Annotated in this window: 30 protein-coding genes; all 30 read right to left on the bottom strand. The window is 29.2% G+C overall.

Translation table 11 applies throughout. The features are described from left to right. Complete coding sequence (locus tag MBORA_RS08045; protein WP_042693425.1) at window positions 1-687, bottom strand: hypothetical protein; 687 nt, start codon at window positions 685-687, stop codon at window positions 1-3. Continuing rightward, window positions 684-1,775 (bottom strand): XkdQ/YqbQ family protein, encoded by a 1,092-nt coding sequence (locus MBORA_RS08040; RefSeq protein ID WP_042693427.1) that lies wholly within the window; start codon window positions 1,773-1,775, stop codon window positions 684-686. Before MBORA_RS08040 ends, MBORA_RS08045 begins: the two co-directional genes overlap by 4 nt. A 25-nt stretch (window positions 1,776-1,800) precedes the next feature. Continuing rightward, window positions 1,801-2,715 carry a transglutaminase-like domain-containing protein gene (locus MBORA_RS08035; RefSeq protein WP_063720514.1) on the bottom strand — a complete coding sequence of 305 codons (915 nt, stop codon included), beginning with the start codon at window positions 2,713-2,715 and terminating at the stop codon, window positions 1,801-1,803. A 4-nt stretch (window positions 2,716-2,719) separates the two neighbouring features. Continuing rightward, window positions 2,720-3,217, bottom strand: coding sequence for a hypothetical protein (locus MBORA_RS08030; RefSeq protein WP_147659490.1), 498 nt, complete (start codon window positions 3,215-3,217; stop codon window positions 2,720-2,722). A gap of 11 nt (window positions 3,218-3,228) precedes the next feature. Further along, complete coding sequence (locus MBORA_RS08025) at window positions 3,229-6,642, bottom strand: hypothetical protein (protein WP_042693432.1); 3,414 nt, start codon at window positions 6,640-6,642, stop codon at window positions 3,229-3,231. Between the two features lie 20 nt (window positions 6,643-6,662). Further along, a complete protein-coding gene (locus MBORA_RS08020) occupies window positions 6,663-6,881 on the bottom strand; it encodes a hypothetical protein (RefSeq protein ID WP_042693434.1) in 219 nt (72 codons plus the stop codon). Beyond that, a complete protein-coding gene (locus tag MBORA_RS08015; RefSeq protein WP_063720513.1) occupies window positions 6,856-7,590 on the bottom strand; it encodes a hypothetical protein in 735 nt (244 codons plus the stop codon). Before MBORA_RS08015 ends, MBORA_RS08020 begins: the two co-directional genes overlap by 26 nt. Window positions 7,591-7,626: 36 nt before the next feature. Continuing rightward, window positions 7,627-8,034: a hypothetical protein gene (locus MBORA_RS08010; protein WP_063720512.1), complete on the bottom strand. Its 408-nt coding sequence runs from the start codon at window positions 8,032-8,034 to the stop codon at window positions 7,627-7,629. A gap of 37 nt (window positions 8,035-8,071) precedes the next feature. Further along, window positions 8,072-9,205, bottom strand: a complete 1,134-nt coding sequence (locus MBORA_RS08005; protein ID WP_042693438.1) for a hypothetical protein — start codon at window positions 9,203-9,205, stop codon at window positions 8,072-8,074. Window positions 9,206-9,210: 5 nt separating this feature from the next. Then, window positions 9,211-9,459 carry a hypothetical protein gene (locus MBORA_RS08000; protein ID WP_063720510.1) on the bottom strand — a complete coding sequence of 83 codons (249 nt, stop codon included), beginning with the start codon at window positions 9,457-9,459 and terminating at the stop codon, window positions 9,211-9,213. Further along, entirely contained in the window at window positions 9,456-10,067 is a 612-nt protein-coding gene (locus tag MBORA_RS07995) for a hypothetical protein (RefSeq protein ID WP_042693442.1), read from the bottom strand. Before MBORA_RS07995 ends, MBORA_RS08000 begins: the two co-directional genes overlap by 4 nt. A gap of 35 nt (window positions 10,068-10,102) precedes the next feature. Further along, window positions 10,103-10,585, bottom strand: a complete 483-nt coding sequence (locus MBORA_RS07990) for an HK97 gp10 family phage protein (protein ID WP_052331810.1) — start codon at window positions 10,583-10,585, stop codon at window positions 10,103-10,105. A 4-nt stretch (window positions 10,586-10,589) separates the two neighbouring features. Further along, window positions 10,590-10,925 carry a hypothetical protein gene (locus MBORA_RS07985; RefSeq protein ID WP_042693443.1) on the bottom strand — a complete coding sequence of 112 codons (336 nt, stop codon included), beginning with the start codon at window positions 10,923-10,925 and terminating at the stop codon, window positions 10,590-10,592. Next, a complete protein-coding gene (locus tag MBORA_RS07980) occupies window positions 10,926-11,387 on the bottom strand; it encodes a hypothetical protein (protein WP_042693445.1) in 462 nt (153 codons plus the stop codon). Between the two features lie 64 nt (window positions 11,388-11,451). Next, a complete protein-coding gene (locus MBORA_RS07975) occupies window positions 11,452-12,474 on the bottom strand; it encodes an SU10 major capsid protein (protein WP_042693446.1) in 1,023 nt (340 codons plus the stop codon). A gap of 26 nt (window positions 12,475-12,500) precedes the next feature. Next, on the bottom strand, window positions 12,501-13,553 hold the full coding sequence (locus MBORA_RS07970; protein WP_042693447.1) for an HK97 family phage prohead protease: 1,053 nt from the start codon (window positions 13,551-13,553) through the stop codon (window positions 12,501-12,503). A gap of 399 nt (window positions 13,554-13,952) precedes the next feature. Further along, window positions 13,953-14,480, bottom strand: coding sequence for a hypothetical protein (locus tag MBORA_RS07965; RefSeq protein WP_042693449.1), 528 nt, complete (start codon window positions 14,478-14,480; stop codon window positions 13,953-13,955). A gap of 168 nt (window positions 14,481-14,648) precedes the next feature. After that, window positions 14,649-14,957: a hypothetical protein gene (locus MBORA_RS07960; RefSeq protein WP_042693451.1), complete on the bottom strand. Its 309-nt coding sequence runs from the start codon at window positions 14,955-14,957 to the stop codon at window positions 14,649-14,651. Window positions 14,958-14,998: 41 nt separating this feature from the next. Then, the gene (locus tag MBORA_RS07955) at window positions 14,999-16,741 is read right to left on the bottom strand and encodes a phage minor head protein (protein WP_063720508.1); all 1,743 of its coding nucleotides are present in this window, start codon (window positions 16,739-16,741) and stop codon (window positions 14,999-15,001) included. Window position 16,742: 1 nt separating this feature from the next. Further along, window positions 16,743-18,041 carry a phage portal protein gene (locus MBORA_RS07950; protein WP_042693457.1) on the bottom strand — a complete coding sequence of 433 codons (1,299 nt, stop codon included), beginning with the start codon at window positions 18,039-18,041 and terminating at the stop codon, window positions 16,743-16,745. Between the two features lie 23 nt (window positions 18,042-18,064). Continuing rightward, entirely contained in the window at window positions 18,065-19,426 is a 1,362-nt protein-coding gene (locus MBORA_RS07945) for a phage terminase large subunit family protein (RefSeq protein WP_063720507.1), read from the bottom strand. Next, window positions 19,401-19,982, bottom strand: coding sequence for a hypothetical protein (locus tag MBORA_RS07940; RefSeq protein ID WP_042693462.1), 582 nt, complete (start codon window positions 19,980-19,982; stop codon window positions 19,401-19,403). Before MBORA_RS07940 ends, MBORA_RS07945 begins: the two co-directional genes overlap by 26 nt. Window positions 19,983-20,074: 92 nt before the next feature. Beyond that, the gene (locus tag MBORA_RS07935; RefSeq protein ID WP_042693463.1) at window positions 20,075-20,353 is read right to left on the bottom strand and encodes a hypothetical protein; all 279 of its coding nucleotides are present in this window, start codon (window positions 20,351-20,353) and stop codon (window positions 20,075-20,077) included. A gap of 57 nt (window positions 20,354-20,410) precedes the next feature. Further along, window positions 20,411-20,680, bottom strand: coding sequence for a hypothetical protein (locus tag MBORA_RS07930; RefSeq protein ID WP_042693465.1), 270 nt, complete (start codon window positions 20,678-20,680; stop codon window positions 20,411-20,413). 326 nt (window positions 20,681-21,006) lie between these two features. Next, window positions 21,007-21,333, bottom strand: a complete 327-nt coding sequence (locus tag MBORA_RS07925; RefSeq protein ID WP_042693467.1) for a hypothetical protein — start codon at window positions 21,331-21,333, stop codon at window positions 21,007-21,009. A gap of 268 nt (window positions 21,334-21,601) precedes the next feature. Continuing rightward, window positions 21,602-22,081, bottom strand: a complete 480-nt coding sequence (locus MBORA_RS07920; RefSeq protein ID WP_042693469.1) for a hypothetical protein — start codon at window positions 22,079-22,081, stop codon at window positions 21,602-21,604. Window positions 22,082-22,152: 71 nt separating this feature from the next. Then, entirely contained in the window at window positions 22,153-22,386 is a 234-nt protein-coding gene (locus MBORA_RS07915) for a hypothetical protein (RefSeq protein WP_042693470.1), read from the bottom strand. 1 nt (window position 22,387) lies between these two features. Continuing rightward, the gene (locus MBORA_RS07910; RefSeq protein WP_042693471.1) at window positions 22,388-22,585 is read right to left on the bottom strand and encodes a hypothetical protein; all 198 of its coding nucleotides are present in this window, start codon (window positions 22,583-22,585) and stop codon (window positions 22,388-22,390) included. 328 nt (window positions 22,586-22,913) lie between these two features. Beyond that, window positions 22,914-23,123, bottom strand: a complete 210-nt coding sequence (locus MBORA_RS07900; RefSeq protein ID WP_063720505.1) for a hypothetical protein — start codon at window positions 23,121-23,123, stop codon at window positions 22,914-22,916. 134 nt (window positions 23,124-23,257) lie between these two features. Further along, the gene (locus tag MBORA_RS07895) at window positions 23,258-23,593 is read right to left on the bottom strand and encodes a hypothetical protein (protein WP_042693473.1); all 336 of its coding nucleotides are present in this window, start codon (window positions 23,591-23,593) and stop codon (window positions 23,258-23,260) included. Window positions 23,594-23,603: the final 10 nt, after the last annotated feature.

The raw sequence follows: 23,603 nt of genomic DNA, 5'->3' as shown, positions 1-23,603 counted from the left end.
TTATGCTCCATAATTTATTAATTCTTGAATAATATTATCCAGATTAGCTAAAAAATCAATATTATGTATTCCAGAATTTAGTATGTTGTCAATTTCTTTTTTTGTATAAACCTCTTCTTTATTAACATATTCTAGTTTTACAGATTCATTTTCTATTTCACCTACAATAGTTTCTGGTTTGTCTATAGAAGAAATTTTCAAGCCATCATAACCAAATTTAATGTAAAATTGATTTGTTCCACCCCTTGTTATTAGTTTCATGTTTCCTTGAGTTGCAGGACTTATTCCTATCAATTCATTTGGTTCATAGAAACCTAATAATAAATATTCTTCTGTATTGTCGTTAATATTTATTATTAAACAGTTTAGTTCTTCTCTTGGAAGTATACAAGGTTCTTTTAGTTTTATACAGTAATCTTCCTCTCCTGTAGGAGTATAATAATCAATTAATTCCCCTCCATAACGATGTAAAATTTTACAAAGAATTAATTTATCGTTTGATAATTTAACTTCTGCTTTATCCAAGTAAGGATAGAATTTAGTTATAACTCCCGTATTTATTCGTGTGTCTTTTACAATATTGTTCACTGTTTTTGAAATATCATTTTGAACTAATTTACCTAAACCTTTATCGTAAGCTTGTTTAAGTCTTCCTTGAGTTGCAGTAATATTATCTATTCTTTTCATTTAGTATTTTCCTCCCCAGACTCTTTTTTTGGTTCTCCTAAGCTTGGAGGATAATCTCTTAATGTTAAACTACAAATCCAATCACCATCACTATCTTCTTGAGACATTTTAGTAATGTACATATAATCATCAATACTAAACGACGGTAAATAAACACGACACCATGCTCCTGCTTTCCATTTTGTATGACCTATAACTTTAACTTCTAATATATGTCCATTATCTCTTCGTAATTTATTCCATTCAGTTCTAGCAAAACTTTCAGCTTCTTTCATTGATTTAACATTACTTGCACTAACTTGTGATTCTATTTTCCCAAAACGTTTCTGCAAATTTTTATCTTCAATAACAATGACCCTGTTTTTATAATTAACTTTTAAAGAATTCACAGTTGAAGGATTAACATCTGTAACACTAACAGAATCATAAATCACATTTTTCGATTCAATAATTTCTAATTTTGCAGTTGAAGGATCTTTAATTTTCCTCACATATACCGTATCTTCACGAACAAAACATTCCACATCTCCATCCCATCCTGACAACACTTCTTTTAATGCTTCTTTAATACTTGAAACTGAATCCTTATCAGAACTAGAATTAATATTGTTTGAACCTCCAATAGCTTTAACAAGATTATTTCCAATTTCTTCAGGAGTAGTGCCAAAAGTCACATTGCATTTCGATTTTATAATCTCATTCATTTGAGGAAATGTTTTTCCTGCAAGTTTATTACATGATTTACTTATACAATCACCAGGCTTATCTTTACTAATAGGTTTAGTTTTAAAATCCTTCATTGAACTCATACGAGAATTTCCTAAATCTCCTCTTATACCAAAATAAGTGTATTTAAATGAAATATTCCCATCATAAGCATCAGCAATTGATGTAATACCTGCAGCTATAAGATACACACCAATTTTACCTTTATTTGATTTTGAGTATGATGCATCTGCAAATGGTCCTGGAGCAATAGGTAAAACTTCCACAGTATGTCCTGCTTTTTTTAATATTTTTGCAACAGTATCACGACATTTTTTATCATTTACTCCATTACTGTCACAACCTAGAATTATATTTGCCAATGTTATTCCTCCCCTCATCTTTTTTTTAACAATCAGGTGTGTCTCCACATTTTTTTCCAGTGCTTAATCCTTTCCATACTTTATTGAAAGGTCTTCCATTATGAGTAGCATCAGATGCATATTCTTTACCTTTAATTGTTACAACTGTCCAAAAATGATATGCTCCATGAATTATTGTTGCATTTAAACCAGCACTTTTAAACATAGCACATGTTAATCTACTAGTATCCGCACAATTGTTTTTTAAACTTTTTAAACATTCACCTGGAGTAGATTTTTGACTACATTCATAACCTTTGTATTTATTATGAGTACTTAACCATTGATGAATTAATTTTGCTTTTTTTAACTCATCTGTTTCATTACCTATAATTTCTTTAACTTTAGCATCAATATCTGCGTCTCCACTACTTCCAGTTGAACTACTACTTGAAACATTAGTATAATCAATCACATCATCTTTCAAACCTTTAACATTAACATTTGCTTTCAAACCAGCTGTTTCAATAATTTTTTTAACAACTATGGATCGTTTAGTTTTAGTAAAATTAAATTCATATTTTTTTTCTAATAATTTAGTCATACCACTAATTTTTAATTCCACTTTATCCATTGAATATGTTTGTTCAGTGATAAAACCAGTCAAACAATTTTTTAAATCGCCCCATTTTTTAGGATTATACGCTTTCTTTAAACATACTCTTTTTCCTTTATAAAACTTAGAAGAATCCACATTTGGAAAAGAAACCTGAGCATTGCTTGAAATATCTTCATAATCATATTCAAAACTATTTTCATACATATCTGCATAATATGATATTTCTGTTGCAGTTCCATTTTGAAATACAAATCCTTCTGAATCTTCTTTTTTAGTTATTTCTTCTTTATTAGAATCTTTTGTTTTATATACTTCTAATCCTGAACGAACTATTTTAGTCATGATTTTATGACCTCTTTTTCTTTGAATTCAATTTATTTTTAGAAATAACTTTTTTACTATTTTTAACTTTAATCTTTTTAGGAGATGGAACAATGAAATTTTCACCAGGAATATTAGATTTCGATCCTGGAATTTCATTTACAGTAACATCTAACTTATAATGATTAGGTGATGCTTCTTCAAAACTTCTTTGAAAAGTTACTTCAGCTTTAAAAGTTCCACCCATATATGGGGATATTATTGTTACTGGTTTAGACATGATTTCTTTTAGTATTTTATCATGTGCATCTGGTCTTCCAGTTGGATGGTAAATAGTAGTAGTGAAACTGTAACTACGACTAATATACTTTCCTCGAGTTACATGTTCTGTTCCTGAAAGAATACTATTACGATTATATTCTCTACGATTAAAAGGTTCATCCCCTGTAATATTTTCAGCAAAAAAGGGATAACCCATTATTTCAATATTTTCACTTACACCAGTTACTATATCATCATACATCCCCATTTTATTTAACCTCCAGAGACATCTATATCTGTAATAGAATCAAAACTTTCCAATATAGCAATTCCTATTTGTTTTGCTTCTTGTTCAGTTTTATTTCTTGCATCAATAATAACTGCTCCTTCTTGAACCAATAAAGTAATTGACTTATTTATTCCACCACCAATTGGAGCATGACTAATACTTGTAGATAAACCACTTAAATTGCTTAAATTAAAAGAATCACCAACACTTAACTCAGGATTTCCAAAACTATCAACAATAGATTTAGCAAGACTGTAACTTGCATTTTTCAAAAAATATCCTGCACCTATAATAAAATCTTTTGTATATAATAATTCTTGTTCCATTGTTCTTGCAATATCTCCTGGAGAACCAACATTAATTCCACTTTTAAATGCTTCAACTACTTCTTCAGCACCATGTTCAGCTGCAGTTTTTGCAGCAGTTATTCCATTATCCACTGCGGTTTTAACATAACCCATCTCAGTAGACATTACTGTATGAAGATTTAACGTTGATTTAAAACCATTTGTTGTTGAAGTTCCAATACTTACTCCTCCAGTCCAACCAGCACTTGCTGCTGAACTAGTAGCAGTACTAACAGAAGATGTAACAGTTCCTGTTAATGGAGATAATCCTGATTTAATTCCTCCAACAATACTTGCACCAATACTAGTTGCTGGAGCAGAAAAACCCCCTGAAAAATTAGTTAAAGTATCTTTCAAACTAGTAATAGCTGAATTTATAGTGCCTAAAATTCCAGTAGCCCCCTCATCTAATGTTACTTCACTAAGTTTAGCTAATTGTTCTGCAGAAGTTCTAACATTAGTTACTGCAGTTGAAATAATAGAACTATCAAATCCTTCCATTGAAGGAAGATTCATCATTGACTTAACTGCTTCAGAAACACTTCCTAAAGCAGTAGACACCATTTTAACTTTACCCGTCGTATCTTTACTTATATCTGCAATATTAGATAATCCTGACAAATAAGTTGCAGCAGTTCTAATATCTGTTACAATTTGAGATAATGATTGACTAATATTTTGACCACCAAACAAACCTCCAACCCAATCATCCCAATTAACATCATCACGTAAACTTCTTAATGATTTCATTGCATCAGCAACACTTGTTAATGTATCAGAAGTACTTTTAATTTTAGTACTTACATCTTTAGGAATTTCAGTTAAACCAGTGAATTGTGATAAAGCAACACTTGCATCAATAATATCTTGTTTAACATTAGTTAGTGCAGTTTGAATATCTACTCCTTTACTTCTAAATAATCCTTCCATTAATTGTCCAAAAATATCATCCCAATTTTGACCATCACGAATGCTACGTAAAGCAGACATAGCATCACCCACACTTGCAAGACTATCACAAACATTTTGAATATTTTTAGCAACACTTTCATCTAAAGGAGTTAAACTAGAAAATTCTTGTAACTTTTGAGAGGATTTAATAATATCATTTTTTGCTTGATCTAAACCTTCAGTAACACTACTAAATCCAAGTGCTCCTGAAATCCAATTACTAAAACCAGTTGTGATATTAGTCCATGTTAAAGCACCCATAGCAGATGATACTGCCATTAAACTATCACTAATATTTTTAAGATTGGTAGGAATGCTTGGATCAATTGTAACAGTGCTTAACTCACTTAATAAATTAGAAGCATCTAATAATGCATCTTTAGCAATAGATAACGGACCAGTTATACCTAAAAAACCCCCAGTCATTACTGCTAAACCAGTCATAATTGAACTGAATGTCATTGAAGCCATGGCAACTCCAACCCAAGCTAAAGCTTCAGCAATAGACTTAATACCATTAACAGCACCATCTAAATTAATGTCCTCAAATTTCATTGCCTCCATAAATTCTCCCATCAATTTCAAGAAAAACATTGCTTCAGCAGCAATCACTGCAACAATCGGAATCATAATTATAATCACGGCAGAAATTGCTAATAAAGGAACAATCATTGAAGTAAAAGCAGCTGATAAACTTGTAGCTCCTGCTGCAGCTTCAGTACCTGCAGATGCTGCCGCCATTTCTGGACCTGCAGCACTAACAGATGTACCAACTTTCGCAACATCTTCAACAGCATCACCAATATCATCAGCAGCATCTAAACTTTTACTCGCCTCATTTGTTTTACTAAGCATAGATTCATAATCTTTAATATAATCTAATTTAGCATTATTAACCTTTTGATTAGAAATTTTAGCATCATCTAAAAACTTTAATGCGTCAGGTTCAATATTTTTTTGAGTTCCAGCATATTTCTCTATCTCATCTAAAGTACTAGTACCAGAATAACCAAATCCTGCTCCTGCATGAGCTGCTGCTGCACTTATCTCAGGAGTAACTTGTTGAGTTTTGAATAATTCCCCACTAATATCAGTTGTATCTCCTACAATTTGAATCCCTTCAGATACTTTTGAAGTAGTTTCAGTAGCTTTATTAAGATTATTTAACATACCCCATGCAGATTTTGCTCCATCTTTAACAGAACCAAGTGCATTAGCTAAATCTTTAATACCATTAACTGATGTAGAAATATTCCAAAAACCTTGATTCATTATTTCTATCCCACCACTTGCAGCAAGCATGGATGCAGTAAGATTCCCACCTAATTCATCATCTAAATCAAGGAATCCTTTTTTAATGTCTTTAAGTACAGGTAAAAATTCATTACCCATCTTTTTACCTGCACGACTAAATGATTTTCCAATTAATGCATCAAGACCCTGATTAGTTTCCATTAACTCTTCAGTCGAACCAGTTACATCTGAAACAGCTTTCATAAAACCTTCAACATCTTTTTCATCACCATTCCAATAACCAGTTCTTTTGAGCGATTCTTCTGTAATACCATATTGATCTAATGCTGCAAAAGCTCCACCAATACCTTTACTTAAATCCATCATAGCTCCTTGGGCTAAGTCAGTAGAGCCTGTTTGTGCTAATACAGCTGCACCAAAATTTGCCATGTCATCAGTAATGTTAATCATTTCTTTATCTGACGCTCCAGTAGCAGATTTAAATGCTTTCATTGCAGGAATTAATTCTTGCATACTAGTAAGACTAGAATCAGTTACTTTATCTACTGTATTATATAAATCTTCAGCACCTTTTTTAGTTTCAGTCATGTTATTAAGTAAAACTTTATTCGTTTCTGCTTTTGATGAAGTTCCAAAAATATTATCTAAAGCAGATTTACCACTTAATCCTTGCATAACATTATCTGAAACTTGACCTAGATTCATCATACTAGAATTAATATTAGATAACGCTGATGAAACACTACTAGCCATTCCTTTAAAATTACTATCAATTTTACCTGCAACATCAGAAGCATTATCTCTTGCTCCTAATGTGAGTAAAATTTCTTCTGTTGACGATGGCATCTTATCTCCTCATTCTTTTATTATTTTTTAAGCTTATTTTTTCGTGCTTGTTCTTTCATTTTTTTAATATTTTTTTGTTCGATTTTGATTTCTTCACCATACCTTCTCATTAGCATTATTATATCCCAATCATGTTTATAAAAACCGCGAATAACTTCTGAAATAGGAATATGTAAATGTTTACTTACTCTAAAGTAAACTTCTCCAACAAAATTATCTAATAGCTGGAAATAAATCAACTTCCAACTCCTCATCTATTTTAGCAATTTCTTTACATTTATGATAAATAAGAACACGTGTTCCAAGGTCTATGTTTTTCCAAAAAGTTTCACGTTCGTTTTTATCTAAATTTTCATCTCCTACTAATTCAACATGGTTAATTAAAAAATGAGTAATCATATCATTGTTTTTATCAACGTCTCCAAGTTTTTCAACTATTTTATCTTGAATATGTTGTTGCATTTTTTCTTCTTCAGGAGATAAGGGTATATTGTTAGCTGCTTTAGTGTAAATTACTTTTTCTGATTTAGTTAAATCACGGAATACTCTTGTTTGAGCATCTAATAATTCTATGTAATCTTTATCTGATAATGGTTTCATTCGTAGTTTTAAACGGAATAATTGTCCTTTTATTTTGTAATGCATGTCAAACCTGTAACGGTCTGGATCATCTAATAATCGTAATAATTCACGTGAAGTGTTAATAACTTTTATATTAGTGTCAATATTTTCTTCAATATTGTTAGTATTGTATCTGTTGAAAAATGGACGGTAATCTGCTAATAATTTTTTTAATTGAATTATTTCTTCATCAGTTAATGTTTCTTGATTTATACATTTATTAGCTAGTTTTTTTTCGTTTTCTGTTAAATATTCAAAAGGTAATAATTCACATTCTTGTGGAAATCTATTTTTTAGATTATGTTTATCTAAATGTTTTGTGTCCATTTGTAAACCTCCGAAAAAAAATAAATATCTTGGGATTTATTTAGGCATGTCAAAACCTAAAGCAACACCAGATATTTCAATACTTAAACCATCATCACCAAATGTTTTATTAACTTCAGTAATTTTAGCATGTTTTAAAGTTCCAGTATGAGTATAATCACCATCAGGTCCAAAATCAAAAACATCTACGGGGAATAATTTTTTCTTAAGTTTATACTCAATTAACATTTTATAATATTCTGGATCCACATCACTAGCACCCCAACTTACAGTATTTTTACTGCTCCCGTAACGTACTGGATCCATACTGTTAGTTACTGTTTTCGGATCACCACCATCTTCTCCAAGATCTACATTAAATTCATTTGAAACAAGTACTTCAGAGTCAAGTCTCATTTCAGCCATGTAATGACTGTTATCTGCTGGGTCTATTGTTATTGTCATATTATCATTCAACTCCTTATTTTTCTAATATTTTTTCTTATACATCTCCAAGATACATGTTAATACCAATACTATAAGTTGCATTAATAGGTACTGCTTCTCCAGTAATTTTCAGGTCGTATGGGTCAATGTCTGATTCTGCAACATCTAAATATGTACCTTCTTTCATTTCTCCAGCATCTTTTTTATTACTGATTAAAGTATCCACATCTGCTTGTGAATAAGATAAATATCCTTCAGTTTCGTTACGCTTTAATTGAGGATATAATGTAACATATGCATCACGAATTAACTGGTCAACATTTCTTCTTGCATGTAATAACGCATCTTTTGGTCTTGAATCCGGATCCTCTGCAAAAGCAGTGGAAGTTCCAAGACAAATTTTAGGATAAATATCTGCACCTGCCTTTTCATCTCTTCCAAAGATTATTCCACTATTTTGTAATTCTAATTCCTCTTCTTTAGATCTTTCAGTGAATTCTCCAGCTTTAACACTTCTAAATTTATAGTGTCCCGGTTCTTCAGAATATCTTGTAGTTGCAATTCTTGCTAAAATTTTTCCAAATGGTCCCGGTTCAATTAAAGCAACTCTACTGTTTTGAATATAATTTGAGTTAGAATTTTTAGTAAGTTCTTTTAATTCTGTGTCAGTTGCTTTCTCTACGGTGAAATATGCTATTCTTGGTTGGCACATTTTAACATATTCCTCTATTTTTTGATTTGCTGAAGCCATGATTCCAAGATAATCTGCTGCAGTATCTGTTGATTTGAAACCAACATAAATTTCCATAGTTGCATTTTGTACTGTTTTAGCTAATTTCATAGCATTTACCCATGGTGCAGATGAGATTGTTGCTTCACTACCACGAGCTCCTAAATCAATGACATATACATATGGAATTCCAATATCATCAGAATTAACTTTTTTAGCTTCTTCAAAGAAATCTTTAAGAGCAGCTAATAATGGATTAGTTGAAACATCTGTTCCTATACCATGTTCTGATACAGTTTTACGTGCATCCTCATACTTTTTAAATTTTTGAACTCCTGGTGTTGGATTATTGTTTCCTGAGATTCCAATAAATATTGGGATTTCTGCTCCAGTTCCATTTGCTTGTGGGTCTGTATCTACTTCAGAATATGTGGTTCCTGGTGTTTGTGTAATCGCCATAGTTTTCATTCTCCTGTATAATTTTTAATTATTTTATTTAATTCCGTGTCAGTTATTGTTGGTTTGATTTCTTCTGTTTTTGATAAATACACTTCTTTTTCATGAATGTACTGGTTAATCAAACCTGCTTTTGTTAATGCTCCAATTATAATGAAGTTTTCTGTTTTATTTTCTTGTACTGCTTCATAAAGACTCATCATTTTATTATTTTTATTTGCAGTAGTTGTTTTTTTATTTTCATTTTTCTTTGTCATATTAAATCTCCATCAATACTTATAGAGTTAAATGTTCTTCCTCCAATAGGGTAATACGAATAATATTCCATATTAAGTTTAAAAATAGTTCTTAAAACAGGTCCTGTAACATTTAAATCATCAAGATTAGTTACTCCTATGATTTTAAATGTTTGTTTTTGAATATGATTTTGTTTAAAAAAAGATTTGTAAATATTTAGATCGGGACATTGTTTTTTATTAGCTCTTCCACTAGTTGAAGTTAACGCTTCACATGTGTTTCCAGTTTCACTACATGAGGTTTTATTATAATTTGCACATGTTGTATAATGATTAGTTTCAGCTTGAAGAATGCGATTAGTCACATCCTCTATAATAGATTGTCTGTCTTCTTCATTATTTGCATAGATATTAATCCATATATCTACATCATAAAGCTTACGAAGATACTGGACACCTTCTAATGTAATATAATGTTTTCTAATAAAAGTTTCATCAACTAAATCAATTATAACTGCAGGAGTTTTATCATCTGGCGAAAACCTATTACCAATATAAACATCCGCATCTGGCACAATACTTATATTACCTCTTAGCAAATCTAAAAAACTTTTTTCTAAAACATGCAAAAATAACCTCCACAAACATTTTTTTTCTTATTCATTTATTTTGTAATACCATTTCTTTGAAATGCTTCCTTAACATATTTCAAAAATAATGGTTTAACTTTTTTAGCAGTACGTCTTACAAAAGGATTAGCAGGCCTGGCTGGAATACTTACTTCTTTAGTGTAAACTAGTTTCCCATCATGTCCTTCAAAAACCAATATTTTGCCTTTTCTTGCTTTAATCTTGTGTGCAGGAGTACCATACTCCACATAAACCCAATAATAAACATTAGTTCTTAAAATACCACTAAGTTTACCAGTTTTCACTTTACGAAAACTTCTTTGTAAATTACCAGTAGGTTCATAATATTTTCCTCTACCATGACCAGGTCTTGGAACTTCTCGTTTAATAATAGTATCTGCATCGTGTAAAGCATGATCAACAGAATCACTTAAAATATTTTCATATTCATTATTTAAACCTAATTTTTTATAATAAGAATCATTAAACTTAATATCCATACTAAAACTACTAGCCATTTTTTTAATGTTCTCCTTTACGATATTTTTGAAGTAAAATTCTTTTATGAGCTAATGGCCCAAAATTCCATTTTTCAACAGATCCTACAATTTCATAGCGAATATCGTTGATGATTATTTTATCTGTATCATAGACAGTTACATCTTTATCAATGAATACTTCAATTGTATCTTGTAATATTTTACCAAATTCTTTTAAACTAGAACTAGGTGTGTATGGTTGCATATCACAAGGTATTGTTTCACGATAAGTGTATGTGGTTTTTCTTCCATAATCATCATATTCACTTGTATTGCAAGTGTATAATTTTAATTCTTCATTAGCAAAAAATATTGACATTTATATCATTCTCACAATGCATGAATATTTATTTTTTAAATCTGTGATTAATGATTGAATTAATGCTCCTTTACTTAAGCTTGTATCATAAGTTAATGAGCGTTTACCTTCTGTGATACTTGAAACTTGTTTAGTTAAACTAGTGTCCTTTTCATATTCTACCATTAAATTAAGTAATGAATCGTATTCTTCTTCTTTTAGAGAATATGTGTATTCAACATATAATTTTCCAGCACGATTCTTGTTAAAATAGATTAATCCAACTTCTTCCATTAATTTGTAATCAGTTATATTTTTATTATCAATAGTTAATTGAGTGATAGAATTAATTGGAAAATAATCAAGAATTAAAGTATCATCGTTAAAATCTGGTTCATATTGTTTTACTGTTTTTGGGTTTAGAGGGATTCCTAATTCTAATTCTAATAGTTTTTTTAATGATTCTTTTAATTCATCTGTCATTTTTCTAGTAAACCCTCCTTTATTTTCAATTTTTAAAAAGAAAGAAAAAAAATTAAATTATTTTTTATGGTCCAGTATTCACAGCATAATACGGAGATTTAACTTCTTTAGTTGCATCAATACCTTTAATAATACCATTTTGGAACTCAGCAATATTGTTAGCAGTAGCAAATGAAACAACTGCATTTTTAGTTCCTAATTTATTAGTAGGTAAATTAGTCATTAAAGTAGGAGCTAATAGACGTTTAACCTCAATAGTAGAAGAATCAGCAAATAACATTACATCTTTATTGCTAATTTGATTTAAATTAGAATCAATAAGAATAGGGATTTCAGCACCATTAGGAGCTTCATAAGAAACAACACGATGTCCTAATCCAATATCCAATTTATCATTGAATCTTCTGTATGGAGCTACAAGTTTCTTTAATTGTTTAGCAACAGCATTAGTAGTAACTAAACAATCAACAGTTCCACCATTACCATCAATGATTTTAGTTAACATATCATCAATAGCATCTTCAGATATAGCTCCACCTGCTAAATCAGTAACATTAGTAGTTACTTGTTTAGTGAATCCTTTAAAATCTTTAGAAGAACTAGTTCCAGTACCTTGTAAAAGAGTACTGTCTAATTGATTAGTTACTTTAATGAATCCTTTATCTATTTCTCTTGCAAGAATATTAATAGCATTATTACCCATTTGAGCCATCAAAGAAACATCAATAGGATGAATCAATGTTTTCATTTTATCTACATCTTCATCATAATTAGAAGCAGTAGCTGCAGGAATATCCTCATTTTCCTCAATCCAAGAAGCCGCACTATTATCAGTTTCTTTGTAAAAACCTGCATAAGTAGAAGCAAATGTATCATCAACTTGTCCTTTAGATTCTAAGAATCTGAAGAAAGGTGCTTTTTCAAATACTTTACTTTTTAAAATAGAGGAATATGCAATTTGAGTAGATTGTGGTGCATTTCCAGTAGTCATCATGTCTTTTTTCAAATCTGCGTATGCTTTATTCAAAATAGCTAATTGTTCATTTTGAGAAGCAATTTTTGTTTCTAAATCGTTTATAGTTGTCATAAAAATTTCACCAAAAAAAAATTAATTTATTCTAATAATGATCTAATATACTCATCCTGAGATTGATTTTTAAAAAGGTTTTCAGCAATTTGTTTACTAGTTAAACCTTCCTTATCCTCATTCAATTCATTACTTCCAGTCTCTTCAGTATTGATTGATTTATCAACCTTGAATTCGGGTTCACGATTTTCTTTTAAATCTTTAAAAAGAGAATCCATAGAACCTTTTATAGCTGATTTAACAGCAGTGTCAATTAATGATTTTAAACCATTATTATCTTCATCATCTTTATTATCCACTTCTTCGTCTTCTTCATTAGTGGATTTGTTTAATTCTTCTTTTAATTTGTCCACTTGTTCTTTCACAATACTTTCTAATTCCTTACTTACTTGATCTACAGTTTCACGAGTAATTTCTGCTTGTTTATCACTCATTAACTCATTAAATAAATCTACTACATCCTCTTTAGTGAGGGTATTTTCAGAATTATTTTCTGTTTTTGTTATATTACTTTGCATATTATCACTGTTTATATTATTTTTTCGAATAACATGGCATGCACCATTTAAACATTTAGCTTTAACAATTCCTTTACTAGTAGTAACTGTTCCAAATGTATCCCAATTAGCAGGCATACCAGTTAAACTGATTTCTAAAAGAGATATGTCTTTTATTTCCCACCCATCTTTTGTAATAGTGTAGTCTTGAATAGCTCCTCCAATACTAAGACCTAGATTAATTCCAATGTCTAACATTTCTTTAATCTCTGCTGCAAATTTGGAACGGATAATTGCTTTAATTTTTAAAGCATTTTCATCACTATCCATTACTTCTGTTATTGCTCCAATGATTCCTTTGAATAAATCATACCTATGGTCTCCATGGAGATTTTTACTAGTAGATAGTAATTGCTTTTTCATAGAATTAATTGCTTCTGGAAGTACAACATCACCAGTTAGGTCTTTATTAGTAGTTGAAGCTACCCCTTCAATGGTAAGTGTTCCATCTTCGTTTAATTCATATTCTTTTTTTACGGATGGTGCATACAATGTAAATTGTTTCCTTATTGGTATTGGCATTTTTAAATCACTATCCTTTTTAAAAAGTTTTTTAGTTTTTTTTTGGAGTGGGACTAGGGATTTAAACCCTATTCTTTTAAAATGAAAAAGTAGCAATAATCTTTTTTTTATCCCACAAAATGATATATTTTTTATTTTATTCATATTTTTTTTAGAGGTAGCAGTTTAACCACAATACTTCCAGGTGGAATTTAAAGTAGCGAAATGAAAATAAATTATTAAAAACAATATAATAAAAAAAAGGAGGTGATAATTTTGGCTGATAATAAAAAATCAACATCTGATAAAAATCCTTATCCTGCTAATCCTGATGGTAAAGTTTTTATCAACAAAAGTGCTAAAAAATCTAAAAACACAAAATAGGATATAAAAAAAACTTTTTTTTATATCCTTTTAAAATCAAAGAGTACATACTAAAAAAACAAAGAAAATAAAAGTAACCCAACCACCATATCTTAAAAAAGAAAATCCTTTTTTAGCAATTTCAGTTTTATTTTCCGTGCTTTTCTCATTATCTTCTACACATGAACCATACAAACCAATCATATTTTTAACAATTTCATGTTCTGATTCGTCATTAGCTCCTAATTCCATTAAGAAACTAGGTTTAGGAGTAGCAGAAACTTTTTTAAATGTATAAGCTTTAATGAAATAGTAAATTGAGATCAGATACAATATTAAAGAAAATACAAATAAAAATATTAAACAATATTCTACTTTTGAAAAAGAAGATAATATAATTGTAAACAATGATGCTTGTAAAGTAAATATTCCGGCTAATACTGCAATCATGGAATTTATTTTTCCATCAACAGTTTGGAATCTTCTTTCTTCCTCTTCATATCTATGTTGTATGTGTTCCAAGATTATTTTATCTCTTGCTAGTTCTTCATTTATTTCAGATTTCAAGTTATTAATTGAAGGCATGATTTTATACTCCTCCATTGTTTAAAAAAAATTAGTGATGATTATTAAATTGTTCAGGGGTTAAAATTAAAACCCCATGTTTTAAAAATTAGTGTTCAAAAAATATAAGCAAACTTTATTAAAATGTTCAAATAAATAATATTATATCAATTGAATATAAAAATCATTTTAATTTAATATATCTATGGCTCCATCAAGAGTATATGCAGTTCCACCAAAACTACGTGGATTATTCTCATTAGTGAAAGTATCTTGCACTATATATTCTGAATTAAAATCAATAGTTAATGTAGATATTAATGTTGCTACTAAAACATCACCCCAATAATGACTATGTTTAACTTTGAATTCCATGAAAGTTTCATCTTTAACATATAATTCTGATTTAGAATATTTAGAAGATATTTCAATTTCTAAAATAAAATCGGGTAAATCTAAATCTAAATCATATTGTTTTAATAATTCTTTTAAAAGCATAATCTCCACTCATTATCATATTATATATTAATTTATCATGTTTAAATACCTAATGCTTTTTTAATCACTTTTACACGATTAGGAAATTTTTTACACCATTCATCATAATTTAATGTCTTCTGCTCAATATTAATTAAATTTCCCTTTTTATCATAAATAGGGTAAGTGACATGGATTAATGCAGAAGATTTGTCTTTTACATTTTTATAAGAAACCATACTTATAGCTTCCGCCACATCTTCTTCTAAAGAATTTGTATCTATATAACTCTCCAAAGCATATGTTGAAGATAATGTTGGCCCATCTTTTTTAAATGCTTCTATGTATTTTTTGTCAGTAGATAAGTGTAATCCTGTTTTATCATTTAAGTCTACTCCATGCCCCATTTCATGGAGCATTGTTCGATAAATATTATCACTTCCACCCAAATTATGGAGAAAATCAGTATTTTCATCAAAACCAGATTTCAAATAAATATCAATGAAATTATCCCCATAATATTCATATTCTGGATTAAGATACCTTCTATTTTTCCCAAGAGTTGCTCCTTTTCCAGGACCTTTCCGATTTAAGAAAGTTAAACTTTTATTATTTTTTTTCATAATGGCAGGTGCATCATAATATGTTTTAATCAATTTTTTTAAATCATATCTTAACTCCCCCGAATTATTCATACTAATTAATGCATTTTTACCTTTTGTTGCAGTTTTTGATATGAAAATAGTGAAATCATTATCTCTATCATAGAATTTAAACATTTTTTTATCATCATCATAAAATTCTAAATCAAAGAACTCTGCTGTTTCTTCAGGAGTTTTAAGATTTTTATACTTTTCATCCCTATTTAATTTATCTTTAAACTCTGTGATTTTCTCGTTTATTTTTTTAGGGATTAAATTCACCACCATAGGATTATCAGATGGTTCTCCTTTAGTTTCCCATACGCTTATATAAGTGCAGCGGCACAGGGGATGAAATGGGGGATATAATCCTCCTTTGATTAATTTAGAAATGTTATGTACTTTTTCTTCCCCCCTGTTTTCATATGTAACTTCTGATTCCTTGTTGAACTCATAAGCATATGTCAAGCAAGTGTAACAAACATTATTATCTTCAGCTGTTAAAATTTTAACTTCAGTATAACCTTCATTCACATAAGACTGTAACATTCCTGTATTTTGTGCTCTTGATACTTCTGTTTTAGCTATCATCACTGCTCTTTGTCGTGGTGTGAAAATAGAGTCTGTTAATTTTTCTTCAGCTATATTTAAAATTTTAGGAGTGATATTGTTTGGGTTTTCACCAGATAGTATTCCTGTAATTATTTTATTTTTTATTTCGTTTCTAACATCATCATCAATTCTTTGTATTAAATTAAAATTATAATCTTTGACAAATTGTAATGCTAATTTGTCTGTTTTAGTATAGTGGATATGTTCTCGCATATCCTTGTATCCTAATTCTTTACCTTTGTCATATATGGCATCTAGCAATTCATCAACATTATCATATGATCCATTTAATATGTTATCCCATGATGTTTCTAATTTATTGAAAATGTTTTCATGGTATTTTGCTTCACTAATGAAGTATTCTTTTGCTTCATTTGAATTAATCCATCGGATGCTTTCATCTAATTGACTACTAATCAAATCCATTAATTCATTATAATATTTCCTAGTTGCTTTATCATCAACACTAGTAATATCAAATTCTTTCCACAAATCAAGATACTCTAACATTAAAGCATTAGTAATATTGCGTTCATGTTGAATGTCAATCATATTAATAACCTTTTTTAAGCCTGTCAATAACTAATGATTTCATTAAAGACTTACTTTCACTTGGATCAATTGGAGTTACCTCTCCCATATCATTAGGATTACGTGCTATTCCATACTGACTATAATTCATCGGAACATTACCCCACTCCACAGGCTCCAAACCATAACCTGACCTTACTTCATTAATAAAAGTAGTACCATTACGCAATTGCTTATCTTCAATAGTTGCACGATTTAACTTATTCTCATGATCTTCACGAATAAATTCAAATATTTCCTGAAAACCACTACGACCAAGATTCTTATTAAAACCATCTTCAATACATTTACAATTACTATTAATTACTTTAGCAAAGTTTTTATCTTGAGATTCACCAGTACCTGTACCAAGACTAGCTGTTTCAATAATACCCACTTTCTGTGGAGGAACACCAAAGCAAGTTATAATACGATCACGACTATATTTTAATAATTCCAAAAACTCCATATCCTTATTACTATTATTAGTTCTTTGATAATTAGCTCCTTGAGTGATTATTGTTCCTTTTTTATGTTTTTCTCTTTTTAAACGAGTTATAGTGTCTTGAACAATTTTAGGTTTAACATCTTGCTCAAAATTAATTATTCCTCTTGGATCCAAACCATAATTATCAAATATTTCTTTATTATGATCAAGCCCTAACACTTCTAAACTAATATCCATTGCAACTGTATCAATAAGACTAGTACCCCATTTATTACCTCTTAAACTAATTTTAGGTTCATAAATATGTATGAGGTTTTCAGGTTCAAAAAGATAATTAGTGTTACGAATACACCAAGCATCTCTTTCATAATCATAACCTATTAATTCAGTAGGGATAAATTTAAATCCATTAATTACATTATCAAATATTTTATCATGATTAACTTCAATAAAAGCATCACCAGTTACTTTAAAAGAAGGAAGTACTTGTTTAATTAGTGAAGAAAATGTATCATCAACATATTTACCTGCAGGATTATTAAATAAATCAGTTAAATAATTTACTCTTTCCCAATTAACCTGGTCTGTGTGAAGATTGTTAATTTGAAATCCTTTGCTTAGCATTTCATCACATAATGCTCCACAACAACGACGCACCCAAACACAATTTTCATAAGCTTGATGATAAGTATTTAAATCTCCATTATTTTTATCAGGAGTTGTTGCAAACCATCCATAAGTATCCATGAATTGATCCATTAAACTATATCGTTCTGGTCGTCTTATTCCAGGTAATTTATGAATTGTTTTATTAATAGCGTTTATAATTCCCATCTTTATCTTTTCCCTCCCTTTTTTTATAAATCAATAATCTCTAAACTCAAAGCACCAATAAAGTTTTCTTTAATACAATTATAAGCATGAGCTGCAGCATCTACAATATCATCATGAGCACCATTAGGAAATGCTTTAAATTCATCAATGAAAATTTGTCTTAATTCATCATCTGTAATATCAACATATACTTTACCATCAAGAATCGCATTTCTTAATGGTGTTGCACGATCAGCTTTACTATTATTAGGAACAGCCATTGCTCTTTCAATAAAATAACCACTTAACTGTTCTTCCCATTCTTCAAATAATAATTTACCTGCTGCCGCCACACCAGTTTCAATAGCACTAATATTATCAACCCCATCTTCTCTGACAGTTTTTTTAATAATCGTATTCGTTTTAGAACCAAATTGACCATAAAGAAAATCAGTAATAAGAACATTATCATCTTCTAACAAGTACATAGGAACTCCCGCTGTATAATCATTTACTGATGGATCACTACTTGCAGTATCATAACCCCTAACTTTTTGTTCAACCTTGAGTTTTGGTCTTTCCCAATGAATCTTAGACAAATCAAAGAAATCACTTGACTCATCTATAGGTTTTTGTTGAAAAATAGCTTCAAATAATCTATCTCCCATTTCTTCTTTCTTCTGTAGCAAAAGCTCTACATTATATTTTTCAGGCCATAAACTAGTACCATCATCTTGTATTGCAGGTAGTTCAAGAAATTCATATCTATCTGGAAACTTTTTTTTTAAATACCCTTGCAAGTCATTTGTATGCCATCTAGTGTGAAGTATTAATAATTTACTTTCAGGTTCTAGACGCTGCAAGACAATTGTTTTAAACCATTCAATTTTCTTTTGAAGTAATGTTGGAGTTATATCCTTAAATCCTTTGTATGGATCATCAATAACTACATAACTAGCATCTTGACCGGTAATAGATCCATCTGCACCAACAAGCCGAATACTACCCTGATATAAATTTCCATCTTTATCTTCAAACTTCAAATGTGTACTTGAATGCTTTACATCAGATAAATAAACATTAAAATATTTCCCATATCTTTTCACATATTCCCTTAAACGAATACCAAAATTTTCAGATAATGAAGCTTCAGCATTGATAATGAGAATATGCTTATCAGGATCCTGAAAAATAATCCACAATGGGAAAGCTAATGTTACAATAGAAGATTTACTGAAACGCGGAGGCATTGACACATTAAGCCTCTCTATCTTACCTCGATGAATCTCTTCTAATTTTTTACTTAATTTGAAAATATGATACGCTTTCACATGAGGAGTATAATCACGAGCTACAATCTTATCATAAAATGAGTAAAGGTTATTCAGTAGTTTCTTTTTCTTCAAGGTATCTTCTTTCGAAGTCATCTAAATCAGTTAAAATTTCACTATCCTCTTCATCATCAAAAAATTCAGACAAGTCAACATTATTCACATTAACCTCAACATTTGTATCTTGTTTTTTAATGAAATCAAGATACAATTTATTTGCTTTATAACTAAGTTCAGCTACATCTTTCTCAGAAACTTTACTATCTGGATCACTAATAGCCGCCCTTACCTCTTTATAATCTCGTGGAAAATTCTTAGCTACATCTAAAATTCCTTCAAGATTCTCAGCACCTTGACTAATCACATAATTAGTAGTTTCAAAAATTTGTTCTTGAGTATCCACTTTTTCTTTAACTACTTTCTCTGTAGCTCTTCTATTAACCTCTTCAATAGTTTGCTCTTCAATATTAATGTTCTTTTTTTGATAATTGTAAATAGCACTATACCCTATGATTTCATCATATTCATTTTTCAAGTAATTAGAAATCCATCTTGGAGATTTACCTTTTAATAATAATTCATGTATTTCAACATAATGCTCTGATGATTCTACTTTCCCTCTTGGAGGCATGTTACCACCTATGTGCTATCATTTTTTTTAGTGTTTTAAAACAAGTGTTTTGTTTTATAATGTTTTGTTTTGTTTTAAAACAAAACAGTTGTTTAATTTTCTAGTTTTTTCATTGCTTCTAGTATTTTTTCTTCTGCTATTTCTGCTGCTCTTTTGTCAATGATTTCTAGTTCTTCTTTTTTCTTTTGTTCTTTCCATTTGTCTATAAGGGTTACTATGAGTATTGCGGATAGTATGCATGTGATTCCTACTATTATTCCGGTTTCTTTGTATCCATCGAATAGTGGGTGGTTGGTTATGCTGTTGAATAGTAGTACTACTCCAGTACTTATTAATGATGCTGATAATGTGGTTTTCAAGAATCCTGTCATCCAAACTGTTCTCCTGTATGGTATGAGTTCGGTTAGTTTTTTTGATTGCATTATATTTCATTCCATTATATTATCATCATCTTCTTCTTCAATGTTTTCATTGTTATTTTCTTGATAATTATTGAAGAATGTGTTTTTGTATTTTGCATCTACATGAGCTAATACGAAAAATAGTATTATACTTATAAGTTCTGTTAAGTATTGTTCTTGTCCTTGTATATTGAGTCCATGATTTGCAAGTATGGATATTGTCCATCCTGTGATTAACATGCTTGCGTATTTTATTATTGTTGAAATGTTTCCAACTGTCTCATTATTAATTGACATTATTTTCACCTTTTTTTTATATTTATTATTATAAATAGCTCTATTATCATAAAATTACACTTTAAAAAAAAGAGCTTTTTAAAAAAAAAGAAATATTCATTTTAATCTTTTTTTTGTTTTATCCCCAACAAGAAAAAAAAGTAAAAATGGAGTGAAAAAATATGTATTTGTGTTTATATATAATCGATTTCATGATAGTTTTATAATAGAAATATTTTTTTTAAGTAAACCTGATGAATTCACATTAGCAATGTTTCTTAAAACTGATAGCAGCTCTGTCAAATTTTTTTCTTGCTGAGGATAAAACAAAAAAAACCTAGTTTTTTTCATATTTTCTTTCCATAAGGAAGATTTATTTTCAGACCACCCACATAATCAAATGAAGTTCTCACTACTAATCCACATTTACTACAGTATTCTTCCCCCCAATCATTTTCAATGATTGTTTTTGTTTCACATTCTGGACACTTATATGATATGGTTTTATCTTTTAATTGTTGAATGAAATGAATTCTACAGATTTGAAGATATAAGTATGGATCACACCACCTGAGTTCAGCCATAATTTCTTGATCGTGAAAATGTTTTAAATAATAATTGATAGGGGATTCATGTTTTAATTTAGTATCATCACTAATTTTTTCATCACACAATTCAATATAATCCTCCTCTTACTATACTATAGAGGACAAGCAAGCAGAACTCATAAAAAAAAGTCATCGGAAAAATCTTTAAATTAAATTTAATTGGTTTAAAATACTTGAAAAATAAGGTTGGACTTACAAGCAAAATGCATTAATTTTAAAATAAAAAGAATAGTAAAAATATATACAATTAATCCTAAAAAAAAAAGTTGTATAAAAATTCACTTAAGTGTTTTCATCACTTAATCATCGATTATATTCCAACAATTTTTCAATTTTAATATTTCCCTCCATTTCGACTTAGTATTTCATGATTATAATTATTAGAATCAACTGGAACTATAGGAGTTCGTTTCATGAAATACTCACATAACTTACAAACAATAATTTCAAAAATATTATCAGTTAAACAATATTTAGAAACTATTTTATATTCCTTCAATTTAATTTTAGGTTGTTCATTAATTTTAATATAAAAGATAAATGCTAAAATTATTGTTTCTTTTTTAGATTTAGTATGAAACATTTTAAAATTATTACTAAAAATGTTCACTAAAAATTTAACTCTTTCTTTTTGATACTTCGTTAATTTTAATCTTTTATAATTATCACATTCAAAGAATAAATCATCACATATCTCATGTAATTCTTTTTTTCGATTTTCCCTTTTACGGATTTTATCATATTCTTTACCTCTTATTTCATAAGGGATTCTTCTTTTATCATAATGATTAATTAGAAACTCAATATTACTCATAAATATCATCATCCACATAATAAATCATACTTATAACTCGTTTTGACATCTTCTTTTAACAAATACACCAATTATTTGTCCAATACGAATCTTCTACCATCTTTAAGTAATATATATGCTTGACTATCATCCCCATGCCCACAGCAAGCTGCTGCAATATTATTCCCCAAATCCCTCAAACAATAATCATGTCCTTCTTTGGTTGGTGCATGATGACAATGGGTGCAAATATCATCTTCCAACTCAGACCATTTACCTTTCAACCAGTATATTATATTACCTCTTTTATACATTCTTGCAGCCATATTAATCACTTATTATTTTTGATTCGGCAATAGTAGTAAATGCCCTATCCTCTAAAACTATAACATCAAACACTTTCCCAGAATGTTTAAAAATCAAACAACACACATCATTGATTTTGTTTGAAGTGATTTCTACATCTTGTAAATCATAATTACAATTATACTCTTCTAATTTGTTTAATAATTCTAAAAATTTCATAAATTTTCATCCCCCATTTTTCACAATCATCATTCTTAATAAAATTTTAAAACATAACTATATAATCACCAAAAATATAGGAGGTGATTATATTATTTCAGATATTTATACCCAATTAGAAAATGGAAATCTTACTAATAAAAAACTCCTAGATTACATTATTTCAATCCAATTACAAAAAATTGAAAAATACAATAATGAAAAGATAAAACCAGGCCATAAAATAACTGAAAAAACTGAATTAGCCATGTCTAACCTTATCGAACTATTAAAAATTAGACATAACATTAATTCAGATCCAACAGATATTTCAACAGAACTAATTGACTTATGACACAATATAATTCCCTAAATAAGGCAAAGTTTTACCTTTAGAAGGCTGTGCATCTTTTCCAATTATAGTAAAATCTTTATTTTTTGTAAAATCCTCAATTGCTTCTTTGGAATTGAAAGAAACTTTAACATTTTTCTCAATGAAAATAACATAAGTTCCATCAGTTTCTAAAACAATTTGAGGATACTTTTCTTCTTTACCCATAAACTTATTCCTCCGAGTTATCTTTCAGTCCACATCACACAAGACCCAACAATTAAAATTAATTCATCTAATAAAGTACATTCATTATAACAACGATGCTTACAATTATTACATGTTTTATCCATTATATCCCCTCAATTTTTTATTTGAAGTAACACTGTTTTTGTATGAATCAACTGTTTCAAAAACATGATCCTTCTTTTACAGTAATCAATACGAAACTCTAATGATTTAATCTCTTTCACCATATCAGATAATTCATTTTTAACATGATTCTTACGAACACTTTCATTATTTTTACCGTACAATTCTTTAAAATCAGTACTTTCAATTATCTTTTCAGATAATTCATTGTACTTTTCCTTTAAATTATAATACTTAACTTCCTTATCCCCCAAGTCAGTAATAAGTTTACTCCATTCATACAAATCCCCTTCAACATCAGTCCCATTTAATTTTAACATTCTCATTTTTATCTCC

Origin of the sequence: Methanobrevibacter oralis (genome assembly GCF_001639275.1) — an archaeon.
Classification (GTDB): Archaea; Methanobacteriota; Methanobacteria; order Methanobacteriales; family Methanobacteriaceae; genus Methanocatella; species Methanocatella oralis.
This window is presented reverse-complemented; position numbering and strand designations above follow the sequence as displayed.